Here is a 17956-nt window from a genome sequence, read left to right on the forward strand (position 1 = left end):
GACGTCGTCGAAATCTCTCCGCTCGCCGCGGTCAGACTCCGTCCGCCGAACCGTTCCGGCCGCGCCGATACCACGCCGTCGCGGGTCGTCGGTCGCCGCGCCCGGCGAGGACGTTCTCGGGCGCGTAGTCTTCGGCCTCCGCCGCGGTCAGTTCGGTCGACCAGGGGACCCGGTCCGCCCGCGCACCGCCCGGCCCCCCGCTGTCGTACTCGGCGTAGCGCACCGTCTCCTCGACGTCCGGCCGCGACCAGTTGTGCCACCCTTCGGGACGAACGTGCGCACCCATGTGACACCGGACGAACGCGGTCCGGGCGTGGTCGCGCCACGGCCGTCCCAGATACACGTCGGTGACCTCCGGGTCCGCGGTCAGCGCGCAGTCCGAGAAGACGAACCCGAAGGGGACTCGTTCGGGCGTCGACGCCGCCGTGACGTAGGAATCGTCCTTCGAGTGGATTCGACAGTCCTCGAAGACGGCGGTAGCCCCCCCGAAGACGAAATCCGTCGTCCCCTCGACGTAGCAGTCCCGGAAATACTGGCGAGACCCCTCGCCGGCGGCGTACACGGTATCCTGATTCCCCAGAAACCGGCAGTTCTCGAACGTGGCTCGGTCGCTCTCGACGTGGAGTGCGACCGCTTGGCCGACGGGACCGGCGGCGTTCTCCACGGTCACGTTCTCGAGGTGAAAGTCGTTCCCGCGCGCCCGCAGCGTGTACGTGAAGAATGTGCTGTTCCGACCCCGGTCGACCCGCTCGAAGTGGTCGTCGTGCGTGATGACCGTTCCTTCTCTGCTCTCACCGACCAGCGAGACGCTCGGGTTCCACGCGTGAACCGACACTTTCTCGTCGTACACGCCGTCCCTGACGAAAATCGTGACCCGCTCCCGAGGGAACGACTTCGCGTCGTCGATGGCGACCTGAATCCGTCTGTAGTCCCCGTCCCCGCCGGCGTCCACGACGCAGTCGTAGTCGTCTCCACCGCCGGCCCTCGGAACCGCCAAGAGGACGACGAGCAGGATACCCAACCGCGCGACCGCGCGTTTCAAAAGTGTCATCAGTACCATCACGAGACGGACGTGAACCCATCGCGTCATATGTTTATCGGGGATACGGACGGTTCGGGACGGCGGCGCCCCGGCTTCGATTTCTCATCCGGTATCACCGGAAACTCGGCTAAACTACGTCGCACCGCCATATACCGGACGATGAGAGACGAGAGAGATACATTTGAACAGCTCCGGACCGGGAGCGACCAGTCCGCCCGTACGGTCGATGTCAGAGCTCTCTTTGTTTGCACGAACGATAGTAGGAATGTCATGGAACGTCCCCGAGGCCCGCACCGATATATACTCACCTTTACTGAGAAATGTTCTTAGCGCAGGTCGACCGAAACCAATGGTCGGCGGAGTGCTACGTGGGTGGTCGCCCCGCAGTTCCGAACGGAGACCACCCGTTCGCCGAATCTTCCGGCATCGTCGGAACACCGTACGGCGTCGTCGTTTCGTCGTCCGAGAGACGGGCGGATTCGTATCGGGGCCCGCGTTCCGGTACGCTTCGAGTCCGACACGCCGACTCGAAGCCCGCTCCCACCTCGATTCTTCGAATGCCGGAGTCCGCACCTCCTGCTTTTCGGTTCTGTCGTCCGTTCTTTCGCGTTTCGCTGCCTCCGACTTACGACGCTGATGCGGTCTCGGTCCTCCGCTAGTCTACTGAAGCGTTCCGGAGACCCCGCGCGAGGTTGCGTTCCGACACGTGAGCGTTTCTCTACTGATGTCCGCTCTCGTCGGAAACCCCGACTCCAGCGGGCGGACTCCGGTCCGTACGCGACCACGGGTGGTTCAGCGACCCCGCGCGCGTCGGGTGCGGCCGTCCCTCACGTCATCCGGTAGACTTCGTCCATCCACTGGTCGTCCTCCTCCATCAGGATTCCGTCCATCACCTCGTCCCAGTCGGCCTGCGCGTCGCTCTCGGCCATCACCTCGCGGATGGCTTCGGGGTCTTCGACCTCCATGTAGCCGAAGACGTGTCCGCCCTTCTCGAACACGCTGTACGTCTCCAATCCGGCGTCGGAGTCGAGGTACGCCGACTCCAACGCCTCGGACACGTTCTCGTGCTTCTCTCGGTACTCCTCGCCCCGTCCGTCCTCGATTCGGAGGTGGAACGCTATTCGCTCCATGCGCGGTCGTTCGCGGGCGCCGGGTTTAGTTCTTCGTCGGGGAAGATTTACTACCGGAACCGCCGTGGTCTCTCGCATGCTCGACTCTCATACGCACGCCTGGGGTCACGCGAGCGAGGCGCATCCGTGGACGAACGGGCCGTTACTGGACGTGCTGGACGGTTTCGACGTGCACACCGTCTTCACGGCCGACCGACTGCTCTCCGACATGGACCGGCACGGTGTCGACGAGGCGGTGGTCGTCGGCTACCCCATCTGCGAGTGGACGGACAACTGGTACACCCTCGAAGCCGCCGCGGAGCACGACCGACTGCACGGCATCGTGATGCTCGACCCGTTCGCCGACGACGCGGCCGAGCAACTGCGCCGCTGCATGGACACCGAAGGAGTTCTCGGCTTCCGACTCGGCGCCGCCTGCCCGTCCGACCGGATGTGGGAGACGTTCGACCCGAGCGTGACGTGGCTCCGAGACGCCGTCGAGGAAACCGAGTTCTGGGAGGCGGCCGTCGAGACGGACGCGGCGGTTCAGATACTCTGCGACCACGCACAACTGGACCAGGCGCTCGAACTCGTCGAGACGTACCCCGACCTCTCGTACCTGTTCGACCACTTCGCGCACGCCGGGCCGGAGACGCCGACCGACGAGGGAACGTTCACGCGATTTGCCGACCTCGCCGAGTTCGACTCCGTCGCGGTGAAGGTCTCGGAGATTCCGCACATGTCGGAGACGACGTTCCCCTACGAGGACATGCACGACCACGTTCGGTGGTTCCTCGACACGTTCGGCCGCGAACGCGTCGTCTGGGGGTCGGACTACCCGAACGTCAGCGACGTGGCCTCCTACGCGGAGACGTTCAACTGGCTCCGGCACGTGGATTCGCTGTCGGAGGCGGACAGGGAGTGGCTGACGGAAAAATCGTTCAGACGGCACGTCGGACTCGACTGACGCGACTCGGCGCGCCGGGTCTCAGTTCACTCGACGAGCAGTTCGACCGGGTGCCGCGGCTTTCGCGTCAGGAGCGAGTCGATCTGCTCCAGACAGGAGGTGCCGCTGGCGACCACCCGCCTATCGCGGACCCCGTCGGCCTCCAACTCGTCTCTGAGGCGGTCGCCGACGTCCATGCTGAGTTCGTAGTAGTCGGACTTGTAGCCGAAACTCCCCGCCATCCCGCAGCACTCGGCTTCGGAGGTGACCACGTCGTACCCGAGCGATTCGAGCACCGCGACGGTGTACGTCTCGCCGCCGAGCGTCCGCTGCTGACAGTGGCTGTGGTAGGCGATTTCCTCCCCGTCTCCGGCGGAGAGCGACCCGGGGTCCGCGCCGTTCTCCAGCAGGCCGTAGACGTACTCCAGCACCTCGTAACTGTGCTCCGAGAGCGACGCGAAGGCCTCCTCGCTCACGAGTCGCTCGTACTCGCGCGCGAACATCGCGTGGTCCGAGGGTTCGACGACGACGACGTCGCGGCCGTCCGCAACGTAGGGCGCGAGCGTCTCGGTGACCTGTTCGGCGTGGTCCGCCGCGGTGGCGACCATCCCCTGCGAGAACGGGGCGCGGCCGCTGGAGGCGACGGACGGGACGACCACGTCGACGCCGAGCGTTTCCAGCGCCCGCACGGCCGCCTTCCCGCGGTCGACCTGCACGTGGTTCGTGTAGAGGTCCGGGTAGACGACGGCGCTGCGGTCGGCGTCTCGACCACTCGACTCCCGCCCCGCCCGCGCCTCCGCCGCTCGCCGCTCCGAGGCCGCCTGGCCGCCCCGGTTCTCGAACCACTCCACCAGCGTCTCACGCTCGAACTCCGGTAGGTCGCGGCGCGGGTCGATGCCGAACGCCTTCTCTAAGGCCCACCGGGAGAGTTCGGTGTCGGCCAGCCAGTTCGAGACGGGTGCCGTCGCGCTTCCGAGTTTCGCCGCCGTCTCGAAGTTGCCGAAGAACCGCTTCTGTAGCGGTGCTCCGTCGTCCTCCTCGTCGGGGGTCAGCCCGTCGACCAGCCAATCGAGTTCGCCGTCCACGCCGCGATTCACCCTGTCGCGGACGACGGTGTTTATCCACGGGATATCTATCTTCACCGGACAGGCGTTCACACAGCGCGTACACCCGGTGCAGAGGTCGTTGAACTCGGCGGCGGTGTCGAGTCCCTCGATGCCGGCCTCCCACCCGGTGGCGATGCCGCCGGAGTACGTCTCGCCGCCGAAGGCGTGCCCGCCGACGCTCTGGAAGTTCGCACAGGAGTTCGAACACGCCGAACACCGGATGCAGTACAGCGTCTCCCTGAGTTGGTCGTCCTCGCGCATCGCCATCCGACCGTTGTCGACCAAGACGAGGTGGAACTCGCGGTCGGCGTCGAACTCGGAGAGCGGCGTCGTCTCGTCGTCGAAGTCCACGACGGGTGTGTCGACGGGCGGCGTCAGGAGCGAGACGTAGGAGGTGATATCCTGCCCGGTGCCGGAGCGACCGATGAGTTCGATAAACGGGTGCAGGTCCTCGACGGTCGGAATCACCTTCTCGACGCCGGCGACCGTAATCTGGGTGTCCGTCGCGGCGACGGTCTTACGGGCGTTCCCTTCGCTGGTCACCAGCGCCATCGTCCCCGTGTCGGCGGTGAGGAAGTTCGCGCCGGTGATGCCCACCTCCGCGTCGGTTATCTGCTCGCCCAACTTCTCGCGCGCGAAGTAGGTGAGGTCCTCGGCCGTCTCCAGCGGTTCGTCGGGGTCGAACCGCTCCTCGAACAACTCGGCGATGGCGTCGCGCGATTTGTGGATGGCGGGCGCGACGATGTGCGAGGGCGCCTCCTCGGCGAGTTGGAGTACCCACTCGCCGAGGTCCGTCTCGACCACGTCGACGCCGTCGGCTTCGAGCGCGTCGTTCAGGTCCAGTTCCTCGGTCGTCATCGACTTCGACTTGACCGCGCGCTCGGCCCCTCGGTCGGCGACGACCGAACGGACGTACTCGTTGGCGTCCGCGGCGTCGTCTGCGACGTACACCGTCCCGCCGTTCGCCTCGACGGTCTCGCGCAGTTCGTCGATCAAGTCCGGGAGGCGCGCGATGGCGTCCTCCTTGATGGCCCGGGCCTCGTCTTTGAGGTCCTCGTAATCCTCCAAATCGGCGACCGACCGATACCGCCCCTCGTTGAAGGCGCGGGTGTTCTCCGCCACCGTGGCGCCCTCGGTCCGCATCAGTCGGCGCAGGTCGTCGGCTTTCGACATCTCACTTCTCCTCCACGACGACGACGTGAACCTCGCGGGGGCCGTGCGCTCCCTTCACCAACGCGCCCATATCCGCCGTCGAACTCGGCCCGGTGGCGATGACCGCGCTCCCGCCCGTCTCGCGAAGCTGGATTCCCAGCGCGTCGACGGCCGACGCCATGTCCGCCTCGACGTCCTCGGCGCGAATCACGGCGACGTGGCGCTCGACGAACAGGCTCGCCAGTTCGCTCGCGCGGTCGGTGGCGGTGAGCACGACGGACCCGTAGTCGGCGATACCGAGCGTCGCGCCCGTCACGCCCGTCTTCGCCTCCCGGAGCGTCGCGGGCGCGGGGTCGACTTCGACGGACGTCTCTTCGAGCGACAGCGCCGGGTCGTCGAACGTCTCCGTCAGGTCGACGCCGACGGCGTGCGGTCGCACGACTTCCTCAACGTGCGCTCGAAACTCCTCCCTCCCGACGCGACTCACGGTCACGTCCAACTCCTTCAGCGCGGACTCGAACCGCGAAAGCGTGGCTGCGGACATCGGTACGCCAACGCAGGCACCACGCGACTATTTAGTTTGGGTTGCGGCATTTGGGGCGCCGCCGGCCGACGAGACGTTCGGAGCGGTTCCCCGACGCTATCCCGGCTACCCAAAATTATTAGCCTACATACCTGTATGGCTTTACTGAGTCGAGTAAGCCGAACTCTACCAGCAACTATGAAAGCAATCGTTCAAACTGGGCCCCGTTCCGTGGAGACACAGGAGCGAGACGCCCCCTCTCCGGCGGCAGACGAACTGCTCGTGAAAGTACACACGGCCGGCCTCTGCGGCAGCGACGCGCACGCGTACAAGTACGACGGCGGGTACGAGTGGATTCCCATCCCGCGGGTGATGGGCCACGAGTACTCCGGCGAAGTCGTCGAAATCGGGACGGACGTCGAGGGATTCGTCGAGGGTCAGAAAGTCGTCGAGGAACCGATACACGACTGCGGACACTGCTTCCAGTGTAAGAACGGACAGCCGAACGTCTGTCAGAACTTCTCCATCACGGGGATGCACCGCGATGGCGCCTACACCGAGTACGTCACCGTGGCGCCCGAACACGTCCACGCCGTCCCCGACGCCGTACCGCTCGACCACGCGGCCATCACCGAACCGACGAGCATCGCCACGCGCGCCGTCCTCACGCGGTCGAATGCGACGCCCGGCGACAACGTCCTCGTGGAGGGGCCGGGACCCATCGGCGTCCTCGTCGCCGCCGTCGCGGACTCCCTCGGCGCGAACGTCGTCGTCTCGGGACTCGAACAGGACACGAGATATCGACTTCCGCTCGTCGAGGAGTTGGGTATCGAGACGGTGAACGTGCAGTCCGAGACGGGCATCGACGACTACGTCGACTCGCTCACCGACGGCGTCGGGTTCGACGTGGTGTTCGACGCGACGGGCCACCACACGGGCGTCGGAACGGCCACCGAAGTCACCCGGAAGGGCGGACAGGTCGTCGTCGTCGGCATCCCCAATGACACGAGCGAGGTCAGTCTCACTCCCGTCGTCCGCGGCGAGATATCCGTCGACACCTCCTACGGGTCGACATGGACGAACTTCGAGCAGGCGCTCCGCCTGATGGAACGCGGCGAGATAGCCGTCGACAAGATACTCGACACCTCCTACAGCGTCGACGACCCGGCGTCCGCCTTCGAGGCGTTCCTCGGGTCCGAGACCTGTAAGCCGGTGTTCCAGTTCGACTACTGAGCGTCCCCATTTCGCCGCTCATCTCGTCGTCCCGAGCGCCCGAGTAGACGCTTCTTCGCCGCGCCGTCGTCCGGTCTCCGACGGAAAATACTATACGTTCCCGAGTGGACGTGCGAGTAACCGCACGAACCATGGAGATAACAGACGTTTCAGCGACGAAAGTCAGCAACGAGTCGTGGGGCGAGTTCATCGAGTTCCCCCTCGTCACCATCATGTCGAAGTACGACGAGTACCGCAACGTCGACGGCGAGAACCCGCAGGCCCGCCGGAAGTGGATGGGTCCGGTGGGAGACGTCGTCGTCGAAATCGAGACCGACGCGGACATCACCGGCATCGGCGTCGGGAACTGGGGCACCGGCGCCATCGCCACCGTCGTCGAGGAGACGCTCTCGAAGATCGTCCACGGCGAGGACCCGATGCGGCGCGAACACCTCTGGGAGCAGATGTACCGCGCGACGCTACCCTTCGGGCGGAAAGGCGTCGCCGTCATGGCCATCAGCGCCGTTGACCAGGCGCTGTGGGACATCGCCGGGAAGGAGGCCGGCAAGCCCGTCTACGAACTGCTCGGCGGCCCGACGAAGACGGACATCCCCGCCTACGCGTCGAACCTCCACCCCGTCGACATGGAGACGCTGGAGCGCGAAGCCATCGAGTACGCCGAAGCGGGCTTCGACACGATGAAACTGCGTTTCCTCCACGGACCCGAGGACGGCCGCGCCGGCATGCAGAAAAACGAGGAGATAGTCAGCACCGTCCGGGACGCCGTCGGGGACGACATCGACATCGCGGGCGACGCGTATATGGGCTGGTCGGTCAAGTACGCCAAGAAGATGACCCAGCGCCTCTCGAAGTACGACATGGCGTGGGTCGAAGAGCCGGTTATCGCCGACGACATCAGGGGCTACGCCGAGGTCCGAGAGGCCGCCCCGATGCCCATCTCCGGCGGCGAGCACGAGTTCACGCGCTGGGGGCACGAGGACCTGCTCGAACGGGAGGCCGTGGACATCCTCCAACCCGACGTCGGTCGCGTCGGCGGAATCACGGAGCTTCAGAAGGTCGCGGACATGGCGGAGGTCCACGACGTGCCGGTGATTCCCCACGCCGGGACGAATCCGACGCTGCACGCCATCGCGGGGCACACGAACATGCCGATGGCGGAGTATTTCCCGACGCCCGAGTGGTTCCAAGAGCAGCAGGAGGAAAAGGAGTCGACGTACGCCGACGCCATCTTCCAGAACCCGCCCTCTCCCGAGGGCGGTTCGATTCCGCTGCCCGACGAACCCGGTCTCAGCACGCAGTTGAACCACGAGGCGCTCGAACACTTCGCCGTGGAGTGATCATGAGCGGAGACATCAAATTCGAGTACAACGTCCCCGTCTTCGCCGGCGCGCCCGAGTCGGGCACCGACCCGGTCCACCGCGACACGCCCCGGTACGAGTCGCTCGACTGGGAGACGACCAAGATGGGCGTCGAGACGGCCGAAGAGCTAGGATTCGACGCCGTGTGGGCGCCCGACCACCTCATGCTCGGCCGCGACAGCGCCGAGTACGAGGTGTGGACGCTCCTCTCGGCCATCGCGGGCTTCACCGAGGACGTGAACGTCGGGTCGCTCGTGCTCTGCAACGACTACCGAAATCCCGCCCTCCTCGCCAAGATGGCGGCGACGCTGGACGTGATTTCGGGCGGCAGACTCGAACTCGGTCTCGGCGCCGGGTGGCACGAACCCGAGTACGACGCCTACGGCTGGGAGTACCGGGGCGGCTTCGAGCGCCTGATGCGCCTCGACGAGTCCATCCGCCTGATGAAGCGCATGTGGGAGGCCGGCGGCGAGGGTGCGAGTTTCGACGGCGACCACTATCAGATAGAGAATGCCCCCTGCGCGCCCCCGCCGGTGCAGGACCCCCATCCGCCCATCCTCGTCGGCGGACAGGGCGAGGAGGTGACGCTCAAACTCGTCGCCAAGCATGCCGACGTGTGGAACACGGACGTCTTCAACGGCGACGTCGACACGTTGGAGCACAAAATCGGCGTCATCGAGGGCCACTGCGAGACGGTCGGTCGCGACCCCGACGACATCGAGTACTCGTGGGACGGGCACGTTATCTGCACGCGCGACGAGGAGACGCGCGACGAACTGCTCGACCTGATGCTCCCCATCCAGTTCGAAGAGGAGTACCAGGACCAAGCGCCCATCGAGACCATCGAGGACGCCCGCGAGTACTTCGTCGTGGGCACGCCCGAGGAGTGCGCCGAGGCCATCCAGCGGCGTATCGACGTCGGCGTGACGAAGTTCCAGGGCTGGTTCCTCGACTTCCCGGCGACGGACGGGATGGAGTTGTTCGCCGACGAAGTGATACCCGAGTTCCGGTAGGCTTCGGCGCCGAATCTCTTCTCGTCCCTCTCTCTGTACCGCCCCGTAGTTCTCCACGTTCTCCTCGGATAGCACGGCATGTTCGCTCCAGAGAGCGCGGACCGCCTCGGCGCAGGAGGACCTGGCGCTCCGTCCCCGAGAACGCTCCTTCGCCGTCCGTCCTGATTCGACAGGGACACTTTAGTCCGACCGCCGCGGAGTCATCTCGTATGGTCACACACGACGGGGCAACACATCGACACCTTCCGACGGGCCTTCGCGTCGAGTACGAAGAATCGCCGGAGAACGTCGACCCGACGGAGACGCCGCGGTTCGCCTGGCGGGGTGGGACCGACCGACGCGGAGGGAAACAGCGCGCCTACCGAGTGGTCGTCGGCCGCGACCGCTCGGCCGTCGAAGCGGGCCGAGGCGGCACGTGGGACTCCGGCCGCGTCGACGACGGGCGGGCGACGAACGTCGCCTACGACGGACCGCAGTTGGACTCCGACGCGACGTACCACTGGTCGGTGAAGCTCTGGACCGACGCCGGAGAGACCGGGTGGGCGGACCCCGCGCGGTTCTCGACGGCCCTCGAACCCGAAGACTGGCGCGGCGAGTGGATCAGTCACCAACCCGAAGGGGGAGACTCGAACGGGTGGCGAAGTCAGTGGCGAGACGAGAGATGGGACGGCGAGGAGTGGGTACAGGTCGACCTCGGAGAGCGTCGTTCGATCGACACCGTCGGTCTTCACCCCGCCGAACCCGTCGACATCATGCGGACGCCGGACGACACCGTCGTGACGATGTCGTGGCGGGAGAACCCGCTCGCCGGGTTCGGGTTCCCGGACGGCTACCGTATCGAGGTGAGCGACTCGCCCGACTTCGAGAACGCGACGGTCGTCAGCGACCCGTCGGACTCCAAGAGCGTCGTCACCCAAGGTGAGGGACGAAACGCGGGAAACGAGACAGTGTCCTCGGCGACGCACGACCACCTCGACGTCGACGGTCGGTACGTCCGGGTGACCGCGACGGACCTCTTCGAGATCAGTCCGCTGGTCGAGTCGCCGTTTCGGGAAGATGATTCTGCAGAGCGCACAGTGCAGTCCGAGAACGCCTGGCGGTGCTTCGCCCTCGCGGGGCTCACGGTCCGTGACTTGAACGGGAACGAACTCGCGCGCGACGGCGCCGTCGAGGCGTCCTCGACGGTCGAGTCCGGCACGTGGGGTCGCGGACATCTCGTCAACGGTCACACGCGCTCGACCGTCGGGTCGACCTCCCCGCTGCTCCGGACCGAACTCACGCTCGACAAACCGGTTCGGTCCGCGCGCATCCACGTCGCGGCGGTCGGCTACGGCGAACTCTACGTGAACGGCGAGAAGGTCGGCGACGGCGTCCTCGACCCCGCCTGGACCGACTACGAGCGGCGGGTGCTCTACTCCAGCCACGACGTCACCGACCGACTCACGGAGGGTGAGAACGCCCTCGGTCTGTGGCTCGGGCGCGGGTGGTTCTCGAAGACGCACGCCTACTGGGTGAACGACGGCTCTCCGCGGGGTCGGGCCACGCTCTCTGTTGAGTTCGAGGACGGAACCGAACGGCGCCTCGCCACCGACGGCAGTTGGCGGGCGGCCGCGAGCCCCATCCGAGAGAACGACATCTACAACGGCGAGCGGTACGACGCGAGACGCGAATTCGACGGGTGGGCCTCGCCGGCGTTCGACGACGATTCTTGGGACGGTGCGGCGGTGGTCGACGCCCCCGGCGGGACGCTGCGTCCGGAGCGCATCCAATCGATGGGCGTCGTCGACGCGTTCGAGGTCCAGGAGGTCCACGACCATCCGAACGGACCCATCCTCGACTTCGGCCAGAACCTCACCGGGTGGCTCGAACTCACCGTCCGCGACCCGGACGCCGGCGACGAGGTGACGCTCAGACACGCCGAGGCGCTCACCGAGGACGGCGACCTCTCGACGACGGACCTCCGCACCGCGGACGCGACGGACACCTACCTCGCCCGCGGCGACGCGACGGAGACGTACGAACCGCGGTTCACCTACCACGGCTTCCGGTACGCGCAGGTGAGCGGCTACCCCGGCGACCTCGACTCGAGCGACGTGACGGCGAAGGCCGTCCACACGGCGATGGACCGACGCGGGGAGTTCGCCTGCTCGAACGACGACCTGAACCAACTCCAGCACAACTCGGTGTGGGGCCTCCGGAGCAACACCCACTCCATCCCGGAGGACTGCCCGCAACGGGACGAGCGGTTCGGCTGGACCGGCGACGCGCACATCTCGACGCGGTCGCTGCTGTTCAACTTCGACGCCGTCCGGTTCGACGAGAAGTGGGCGCGAGACCACGACGACGCGGCGTCTCCGATGGGCTACGTCCCCGACGTCATCCCGAACAAGAACCAGGAGGACCCCGCCGACCCCACGTGGTCGATAACGCGCGTGATGATTCCGTGGTATCTCTACCTCCACGACGGGAACGAGCGACTGCTCCGCGAGCAGTACGAGGGGATGCGCGATTACCTCGACTACTGGTACGACGTGAGCGAGGACGGCATCGTCACCGACGAGTACGGGAAGTTCGGCGACTGGCTGACGTTCGAGAACGCCGACGGCCGGCGTGGACTCCCGCACGACCTCTACAACACCGCGTTCTGCTATCAGGTGACGGATACGTTCGCGAAGATTGCCGACGTCGTCGGCAGCGAGGCGGACGCGGAGAACTACCGCGAACGCGCCGAACACATCAAGACCCGGTTCAACGACCGGTTCTTCGACGCCGAGGAGAACGTCTACGGGCCGGGGACGCAGTCGTCGTACGCCGTCCCCCTGTTCCTCGGGATGGTCCCCGAGTCGGCCGTCGACGCCGTCGCGTCGAACCTCGCGGAGAAGGTGCGCTCGGACGGACGAAAGCTGAAGACCGGATTCCTCGGGACGCGACCTCTGATCCACACGCTCGCCAACCACGGCTACGACGAACTCGCCTACGACGTGGTGAGCCAACCCGAACAGCCGGGGTGGGTGTACATGGCGCGCAACGGCGCGACGACGATGTGGGAGCGGTGGAACTCCGACGAGAGCGTCGGGTCGGGGATGAACTCGCTGAACCACTCGCCGTACACGCACGTCTCGGAGTTCTTCTACGAGGTCCTGGCGGGCATCAAACTGGGCGACGAACCCGTCACCGACCACGTGACCGTCGAACCGTCGCTGGTCGACGACTTGGAGTGGGTCTCCGCGAGCGTCGACACGTCGGCCGGCGAGTTGGCCGTCGAGTGGGAACGCGAGGAGGAGAGCTACGAACTCGACGTAACGGTGCCGTGGAACGGGAGTGCGACCGTTCGGCTTCCGGACGCCGCCGGCGCGTCGGTGACGGAGTCGGGTGACGACGTCACCGAGGGCGCTCCCGACGGGGTCTCCGCCGTCGAACGGGACGGCGACGACGTGGTCCTCGACGTCGGCGCCGGGTCGTACTCCTTCTCAGTCGCCGAATAACCGGGCGACCGACGACCGGTCCGTCGGCCCTTCTTTCGCCTTACCGCATGACGCTCGTCCGCGTCCGGATATCGCGCGAGGACCGACCGACCTCGACGGCGTACTCCCCGTCGTCGGTCGTCCAGCCCCCGTCTTCGTCCTCATCCTCGTCGTAGCGGCGGAACGCCAGTTCGTCCAGCGAGACGCTCACCGTCGTCGACTCGCCCGCGGCGAGTTCCACGGCGGCGTAGCCCGCGAGTTCGCGTTCGGGTCTGTCGACGCCGTCGACGGCCGGTGCCGCGACGTACGCCTGCACGACTTCGCGGCCGTCGCGGTCGGAGACGTTCTCCACCTCGACCTCGACCGTCGACTCTCCGGCCATCTCGGCGTCGCCGTACGCGAACTCCGCGTAGGAGAGACCGTGGCCGAACGGGTACGTCGGTTTCTCCTCGGCGGCGTCGAAGTGGCGGTAGCCGACGAACACGCCCTCGTCGTAGTCCGCTTTGTAGTCGACGCCGGGGAACCGCTCCTCGGTGTTCGCCGGGTACGACCCCTCGGGCGCGAACGTCACCGGGAGGCGACCCGCGGCGTCGGCGTCGCCGTACAGCACCGCCGCGGCGGCGTCGCCGTCGGCCTGTCCGGGGTACCACGTCACCGCGACGGCGGCGACGTCCTCGCGCCACGGCATCTCGACGGGGCCGCCGGACTGGACGAGGACGATCGTCCGGTCGTTCGCCGCGGCGACCGCTTCGACCAGTTCGTCCTGCTCGCCGGGTAGACGGAGGCTCTCGCGGTCCTCGGCCTCGGAGTTCGCGTCCCGGACGACGACGACGGCGACGTCCGCCTCGGCGGCGCGTTCGACGGCCTCGTCGAGACTCGGTTCGTCGTCTCCGGTCTCGGGTTCCTCCTCCGACTCGTGGTCGAAGAACGACGGCGTCCGTATCCTCGCGACGCCCTGTGCGTACTCGACGGTGCCCTCCGAGCGCGCTCGAATCCCGTCGAGCGTCGGCGTCTCGCGCGCCGATTCGACTTCCGAGGACCCGCCGCCGCCGAGCATCGCGTCTTCGGCGCCTGGACCGAGGATGGCCACGTCCGCGTTGGCGTCGAGCGGGAGGACGCCGTCGTTCTCCAAGAGGACGGTCGCCCGCGCGGCGATGGTCTCGGCGAGCGACCGGTGTTCGGGCGTGTCGACGGCGCCGTCGTCGCGTTCACCGTCTAAGAGGCTCACGCGCTCCATCTGTCGCAGGATGCGCGTCACCATGTCGTCGAGGCGGGACTCCGGAACCTCGCCCGACTCGACGGCCTCCTCCAGTGAGGCGGCGAACAGCCCCGCCTTTGCGTCGGGGCCCGGAAGCGCCTCCCCGTCGGCGTCTTCGAACAGGTCGGTGTCGGGATCCATCTGGAAGGCGTCCTTCAACTCCTCGAAGGTGATGCCCGGCATCTCCAGGTCGAGACCGGCGTTCGCCGACCCGGCGACGCTGTTCGTCCCGAACCAATCGGAGACGACGTAGCCGTCGAAGCCCCACTCCTCTTTGAGGACGTCGGTGAGCAGGCGGCGGTGGTCGCTCATGTGCGTCCCGTTGACGCGGTTGTACGAGGTCATCACCGACCCCGCGCCTGCCTCGACGGCCGCCCGGAAGCCGGGGAGATAGAGTTCTCGGAGCGTCCGCTCGCTCATCTCGGCGCTGACGCGGAGTCGTTTCGTCTCCTGATTGTTGGCGACGTAGTGCTTCGGCGTCGCGATGACGTCCTCGGACTGGATGCCCTCCACCGCGGTCGCGGCGAAGTCGGCGGTCAGCACGGGGTCTTCCGAGTAGTACTCGAAGTTCCGCCCGCAGTGGGGGACGCGAATCAGGTTCAGGCCGGGACCGAGTATCGAGTCCTGTCCTCGCGCCTTCGCCTCGCGGCCCATCGCGACGCCCTGGCGTCCGGCGAGTTCGGAATCGAACGTCGCCGCGAGGGCGATAGCGGCCGGAAACGCCGTCGCGGTCTGACCGGGAACGCGAACGCCGAGGGGGCCGTCGACCAGTTTCAGTTCGGGTATGTCCAGCCGTTCGACGCCCGGTAGGTATCCCGTCGCGGTTCGTTCGGGGTCCACGGCGCCGTGAACGAGGCTCACCTTCTCCTCGCGCGTGAGCGCGCCGACCAACTCTTCCACGCGTCCGCTGGGGTTCGTCATGGTTACTTCGGATTCGAGTACTCGCCCGATTAATATTCTGGTCGCGCTTCGTCAACTCCGTCCGACGATGGCGGAAAGCTTTTATCGAAACAATAGTGATAGAGACTATGGCAGGCACGGCACCCATCAAGGCGGTCAAAGTCTCCTTCGAGCTCATCGAACTCCTGCGGGAGCTCGACGGGGCGGGCGTCTCGGAGGTCGCACAGCGACTCGACAAGCCGACGAGCACCGTGCACGACCACCTCCGCACGCTCGAACGGGAGGAGTATCTCATCAAGGAGGGTGACACCTACCACGTCAGCACGCGTTTTCTCCAGTTGGGCGACCAAGCGCGCTCGCGCAAGAAGGTATTCAAGATAGCCCGCCCGGAGATAAACCAACTCGCGCAGACCTCCGGCGAACACGCGAATCTGATGATCGAAGAGCACGGGATGGGCGTGTTCCTCTACCGCTCTCGCGGCCCCGACGCCGTCCAGTTGGACACGCACGCCGGGATGCGCGTCCCCCTCCAGACGACGGCGCTCGGCAAGACCATCATGGCCAACCGACCGCGCGAGGAGGTGGAGGCGATACTCGACAGACACGGCCTGCCGCAGGTCACCGACAGCACGATAACCGACAGAGAGGAACTGTTCGAGGTCTTAGAGGAGGTCCGAGCGCGCGGGTACGCCTACGACGACGAGGAACGCGTCAAGGGAATGCGCTGCGTCGCCGCGCCGATAACCGACGAGGAGGGGTACGCCATCGCGGCCGTCAGCGTCTCCGGACCCAAGAGCCGGATGCGCGAGCAGCGTTTCACCGAAGAGGTCCCCGAGCAGATTCTCCGGAGCGCGAACGTCGTCGAGGTGAACCTCACCTACTCCTGACCCGAACGCTCCGACCCGGGAGCACAACAGTTAGGTACCGCCCGGTGGCACTCACGCACGATGCAACTCGTCCGATACACGAACGGCGGCGCACCGCAGTGGGGCGTCCGCCGCGACGACGACATTGTACCGCTGGCCGGACTCCGAGAGGAGGTTTCCTACGAGAACCTCACAAGTCCCGGCTTCCTCCGCCTCGTCGAGGACGCCGTCGAGGCCGCCGAGGACGAGGCGATTCCGGCGTCAGAAGCGAAATTCCTCGCGCCGGTCCCGCGTCCGGGGAAAATCGTCTGCGTCGGCCTCAACTACCACGACCACGCCGAAGAGCAGGACGAAGAGATACCCGAGCGACCGCTTCTGTTCGGGAAATCCGATACGTCGGTGACGAACCCCGAGGACCCCATCGTCCACCCCGCCGACGTCGACCAGGTCGACTACGAAGTCGAGTTGGGTATCGTGATGGGCCGGACGGCCAAACACGTCTCCGCGGAGGACGCCTCCGAGTACGTCGCCGGCTACACCGCCGTGAACGACGTGAGCGCACGCGACGCCCAGTTCGAGGACGAGCAGTTCTTCCGCGGGAAGAGCTACGACACGTTTGCCCCCATGGGGCCGACGCTGGTGCCCGAGGGCGAGTTGAACCCGAACGAACTCGACGTGGCCTGCCGCGTCAACGGCGAGACGAAACAGGAGTCGAACACCGAGGAGTTCATCTTCGACGTGGGAGAGGTCGTCGAGTACATCAGCGGAATCACGACGCTGCGACCCGGCGACGTCATCTCGACGGGAACGCCCGGCGGCGTCGGCATCTTCCGCGACCCGCCCGAACTGCTCGAACCCGGCGACTCCGTCGAAATCGAAGTCGAGGGCATCGGGACGCTGACGAACCCCGTCGTCGCCGAACGAGAGTAACGGAGACGCGGGGCGATCCGCGTACCTATTTGTAGCCGCTCGCGCTAGTGGGAGTATGACGACGCAGACAGACGACCGTCTGAGCGACAGACACGTGGTCGTGACCGGCGGCGCGCAGGGTATCGGACGCGGCATCGCGGTTCGCTGCGCCCGCGCCGGCGCGGACGTGACCGTCTTCGACACGAAACCGGACGTCGCAGCGGAGACCGCCTCGCTCGTCCGCGAGACGGGGTCCGAGGCGGCAGTGTACGAGGTGGACGTGACGGACGAATCGGCCGTCGAGGCCGCCGTCCAATCGGCGACGGACGAACTCGGCCCGATATGCGGCCTCGTGAACAACGCGGGTATCCAGCGAGCGATTCCCCTCTTGGAGACGAGCGAGGCCGAGTGGGACGCACACTTCGACGTGAACGCCAAGGGGACGTTTCTCGTCTCGAAGGCCGTCGCCGTCTCGATGGTCGACAACGGCGTCGCCGGGAGCATCGTGAACGTTTCCTCGGTGGGCGCGGAGCGTCCGTTCCCCGGACAGGGCGCGTACGGCGCCTCGAAGGCCGCCGTGCTGGCGTTCACGTCCGTTCTGGCGAAGGAACTGAGCGACCACGGAATCACCGTCAACGCCGTCAAACCGGGGACCGTCGAGACGCCGATGGTCGAAGCGTGGCTCGACGAACACGCCGAACAGTCCGAGAAGACCCGCGAGGAGGTGCTCGCCGACGCCCTCGACGACCACGTGCTCGACCGGATGGGCCGTCCCGAGGAGGTCGGACACGTCGTCGCCCTTCTCCTCTCGGCGGAGGGCGAGTGGATGACGGGCGAGTCCATCGCCGTCGACGGTGGGTATCTCAGCAAGTGACCGCACTCTCCCTCCGACGAATGTCCGCTATCGTCGGACCACCGAACGGAGTATCCTCCTCGGAGCGCACATTTCGGAAGGCGCGCACCGAAATCGTCACACCACTACTTCTGTAATTTTCCTCGACGTCGTAGTCTCTCTCCCCCGCCCGTTTCCGGGCGAAACGTCGGATATTCACGTTACCTTTGTCCGGTAATATCGGA

General features: G+C 66.5%; 13 protein-coding genes. 8 read left to right on the forward strand and 5 right to left on the reverse strand.

From position 1 onward, the window contains the following. Positions 1 to 31: 31 nt before the first annotated feature. Together NDI76_RS17915 and NDI76_RS17920 are read right to left on the reverse strand one after the other, a co-directional pair. Positions 32 to 1054 (reverse strand): pectinesterase family protein, encoded by a 1023-nt coding sequence (locus NDI76_RS17915; protein ID WP_425498384.1) that lies wholly within the window; start codon positions 1052 to 1054, stop codon positions 32 to 34. 815 nt (positions 1055 to 1869) lie between these two features. Then, on the reverse strand, positions 1870 to 2172 hold the full coding sequence (locus NDI76_RS17920) for an L-rhamnose mutarotase (protein ID WP_310925525.1): 303 nt from the start codon (positions 2170 to 2172) through the stop codon (positions 1870 to 1872). A gap of 76 nt (positions 2173 to 2248) precedes the next feature. On the opposite strand from NDI76_RS17920, the gene rhcC reads away from it, so the two are divergent. Then, positions 2249 to 3118: an L-rhamnono-1,4-lactonase gene (gene rhcC, locus NDI76_RS17925; RefSeq protein WP_310925527.1), complete on the forward strand. Its 870-nt coding sequence runs from the start codon at positions 2249 to 2251 to the stop codon at positions 3116 to 3118. A gap of 26 nt (positions 3119 to 3144) precedes the next feature. Here the strand turns inward: rhcC and NDI76_RS17930 are convergent, their stop codons facing one another. Beyond that, positions 3145 to 5376 carry an LUD domain-containing protein gene (locus NDI76_RS17930; RefSeq protein ID WP_310925528.1) on the reverse strand — a complete coding sequence of 744 codons (2232 nt, stop codon included), beginning with the start codon at positions 5374 to 5376 and terminating at the stop codon, positions 3145 to 3147. A 1-nt stretch (position 5377) separates the two neighbouring features. Next, positions 5378 to 5899, reverse strand: coding sequence for an LUD domain-containing protein (locus NDI76_RS17935; RefSeq protein ID WP_310925529.1), 522 nt, complete (start codon positions 5897 to 5899; stop codon positions 5378 to 5380). Positions 5900 to 6076: 177 nt separating this feature from the next. On the opposite strand from NDI76_RS17935, the gene rhcE reads away from it, so the two are divergent. From rhcE to NDI76_RS17955, 4 genes are all read left to right on the forward strand, one after another. After that, positions 6077 to 7111: a 2-keto-3-deoxy-L-rhamnonate dehydrogenase gene (gene rhcE / locus NDI76_RS17940; RefSeq protein WP_310925530.1), complete on the forward strand. Its 1035-nt coding sequence runs from the start codon at positions 6077 to 6079 to the stop codon at positions 7109 to 7111. Between the two features lie 131 nt (positions 7112 to 7242). Beyond that, positions 7243 to 8448: an L-rhamnonate dehydratase gene (gene rhcD / locus NDI76_RS17945; protein WP_310925531.1), complete on the forward strand. Its 1206-nt coding sequence runs from the start codon at positions 7243 to 7245 to the stop codon at positions 8446 to 8448. Between the two features lie 2 nt (positions 8449 to 8450). Further along, complete coding sequence (locus NDI76_RS17950) at positions 8451 to 9482, forward strand: TIGR03560 family F420-dependent LLM class oxidoreductase (RefSeq protein ID WP_310925532.1); 1032 nt, start codon at positions 8451 to 8453, stop codon at positions 9480 to 9482. 209 nt (positions 9483 to 9691) lie between these two features. Beyond that, the gene (locus tag NDI76_RS17955; RefSeq protein ID WP_310925534.1) at positions 9692 to 12967 is read left to right on the forward strand and encodes a family 78 glycoside hydrolase catalytic domain; all 3276 of its coding nucleotides are present in this window, start codon (positions 9692 to 9694) and stop codon (positions 12965 to 12967) included. Between the two features lie 40 nt (positions 12968 to 13007). On the opposite strand, the gene NDI76_RS17960 is transcribed toward NDI76_RS17955, so the two are convergent. Continuing rightward, on the reverse strand, positions 13008 to 15125 hold the full coding sequence (locus NDI76_RS17960) for a beta-glucosidase (protein ID WP_310925535.1): 2118 nt from the start codon (positions 15123 to 15125) through the stop codon (positions 13008 to 13010). A gap of 107 nt (positions 15126 to 15232) precedes the next feature. On the opposite strand from NDI76_RS17960, the gene NDI76_RS17965 reads away from it, so the two are divergent. From NDI76_RS17965 to NDI76_RS17975, 3 genes are read left to right on the forward strand one after another with little or no spacing between them, the layout of a single operon-like run. Beyond that, a complete protein-coding gene (locus NDI76_RS17965; RefSeq protein WP_310925536.1) occupies positions 15233 to 15991 on the forward strand; it encodes an IclR family transcriptional regulator in 759 nt (252 codons plus the stop codon). A 60-nt stretch (positions 15992 to 16051) separates the two neighbouring features. Continuing rightward, a complete protein-coding gene (gene rhcF / locus NDI76_RS17970; RefSeq protein WP_310925538.1) occupies positions 16052 to 16900 on the forward strand; it encodes a 2,4-diketo-3-deoxy-L-rhamnonate hydrolase in 849 nt (282 codons plus the stop codon). 55 nt (positions 16901 to 16955) lie between these two features. Then, positions 16956 to 17753, forward strand: coding sequence for an SDR family NAD(P)-dependent oxidoreductase (locus NDI76_RS17975; RefSeq protein ID WP_310925539.1), 798 nt, complete (start codon positions 16956 to 16958; stop codon positions 17751 to 17753). Positions 17754 to 17956 lie beyond the last annotated feature (203 nt).

Origin of the sequence: Halogeometricum sp. S1BR25-6, from assembly GCF_031624495.1 — an archaeon.
Classification (GTDB): domain Archaea; phylum Halobacteriota; class Halobacteria; order Halobacteriales; family Haloferacaceae; genus Halogeometricum; species Halogeometricum salsisoli.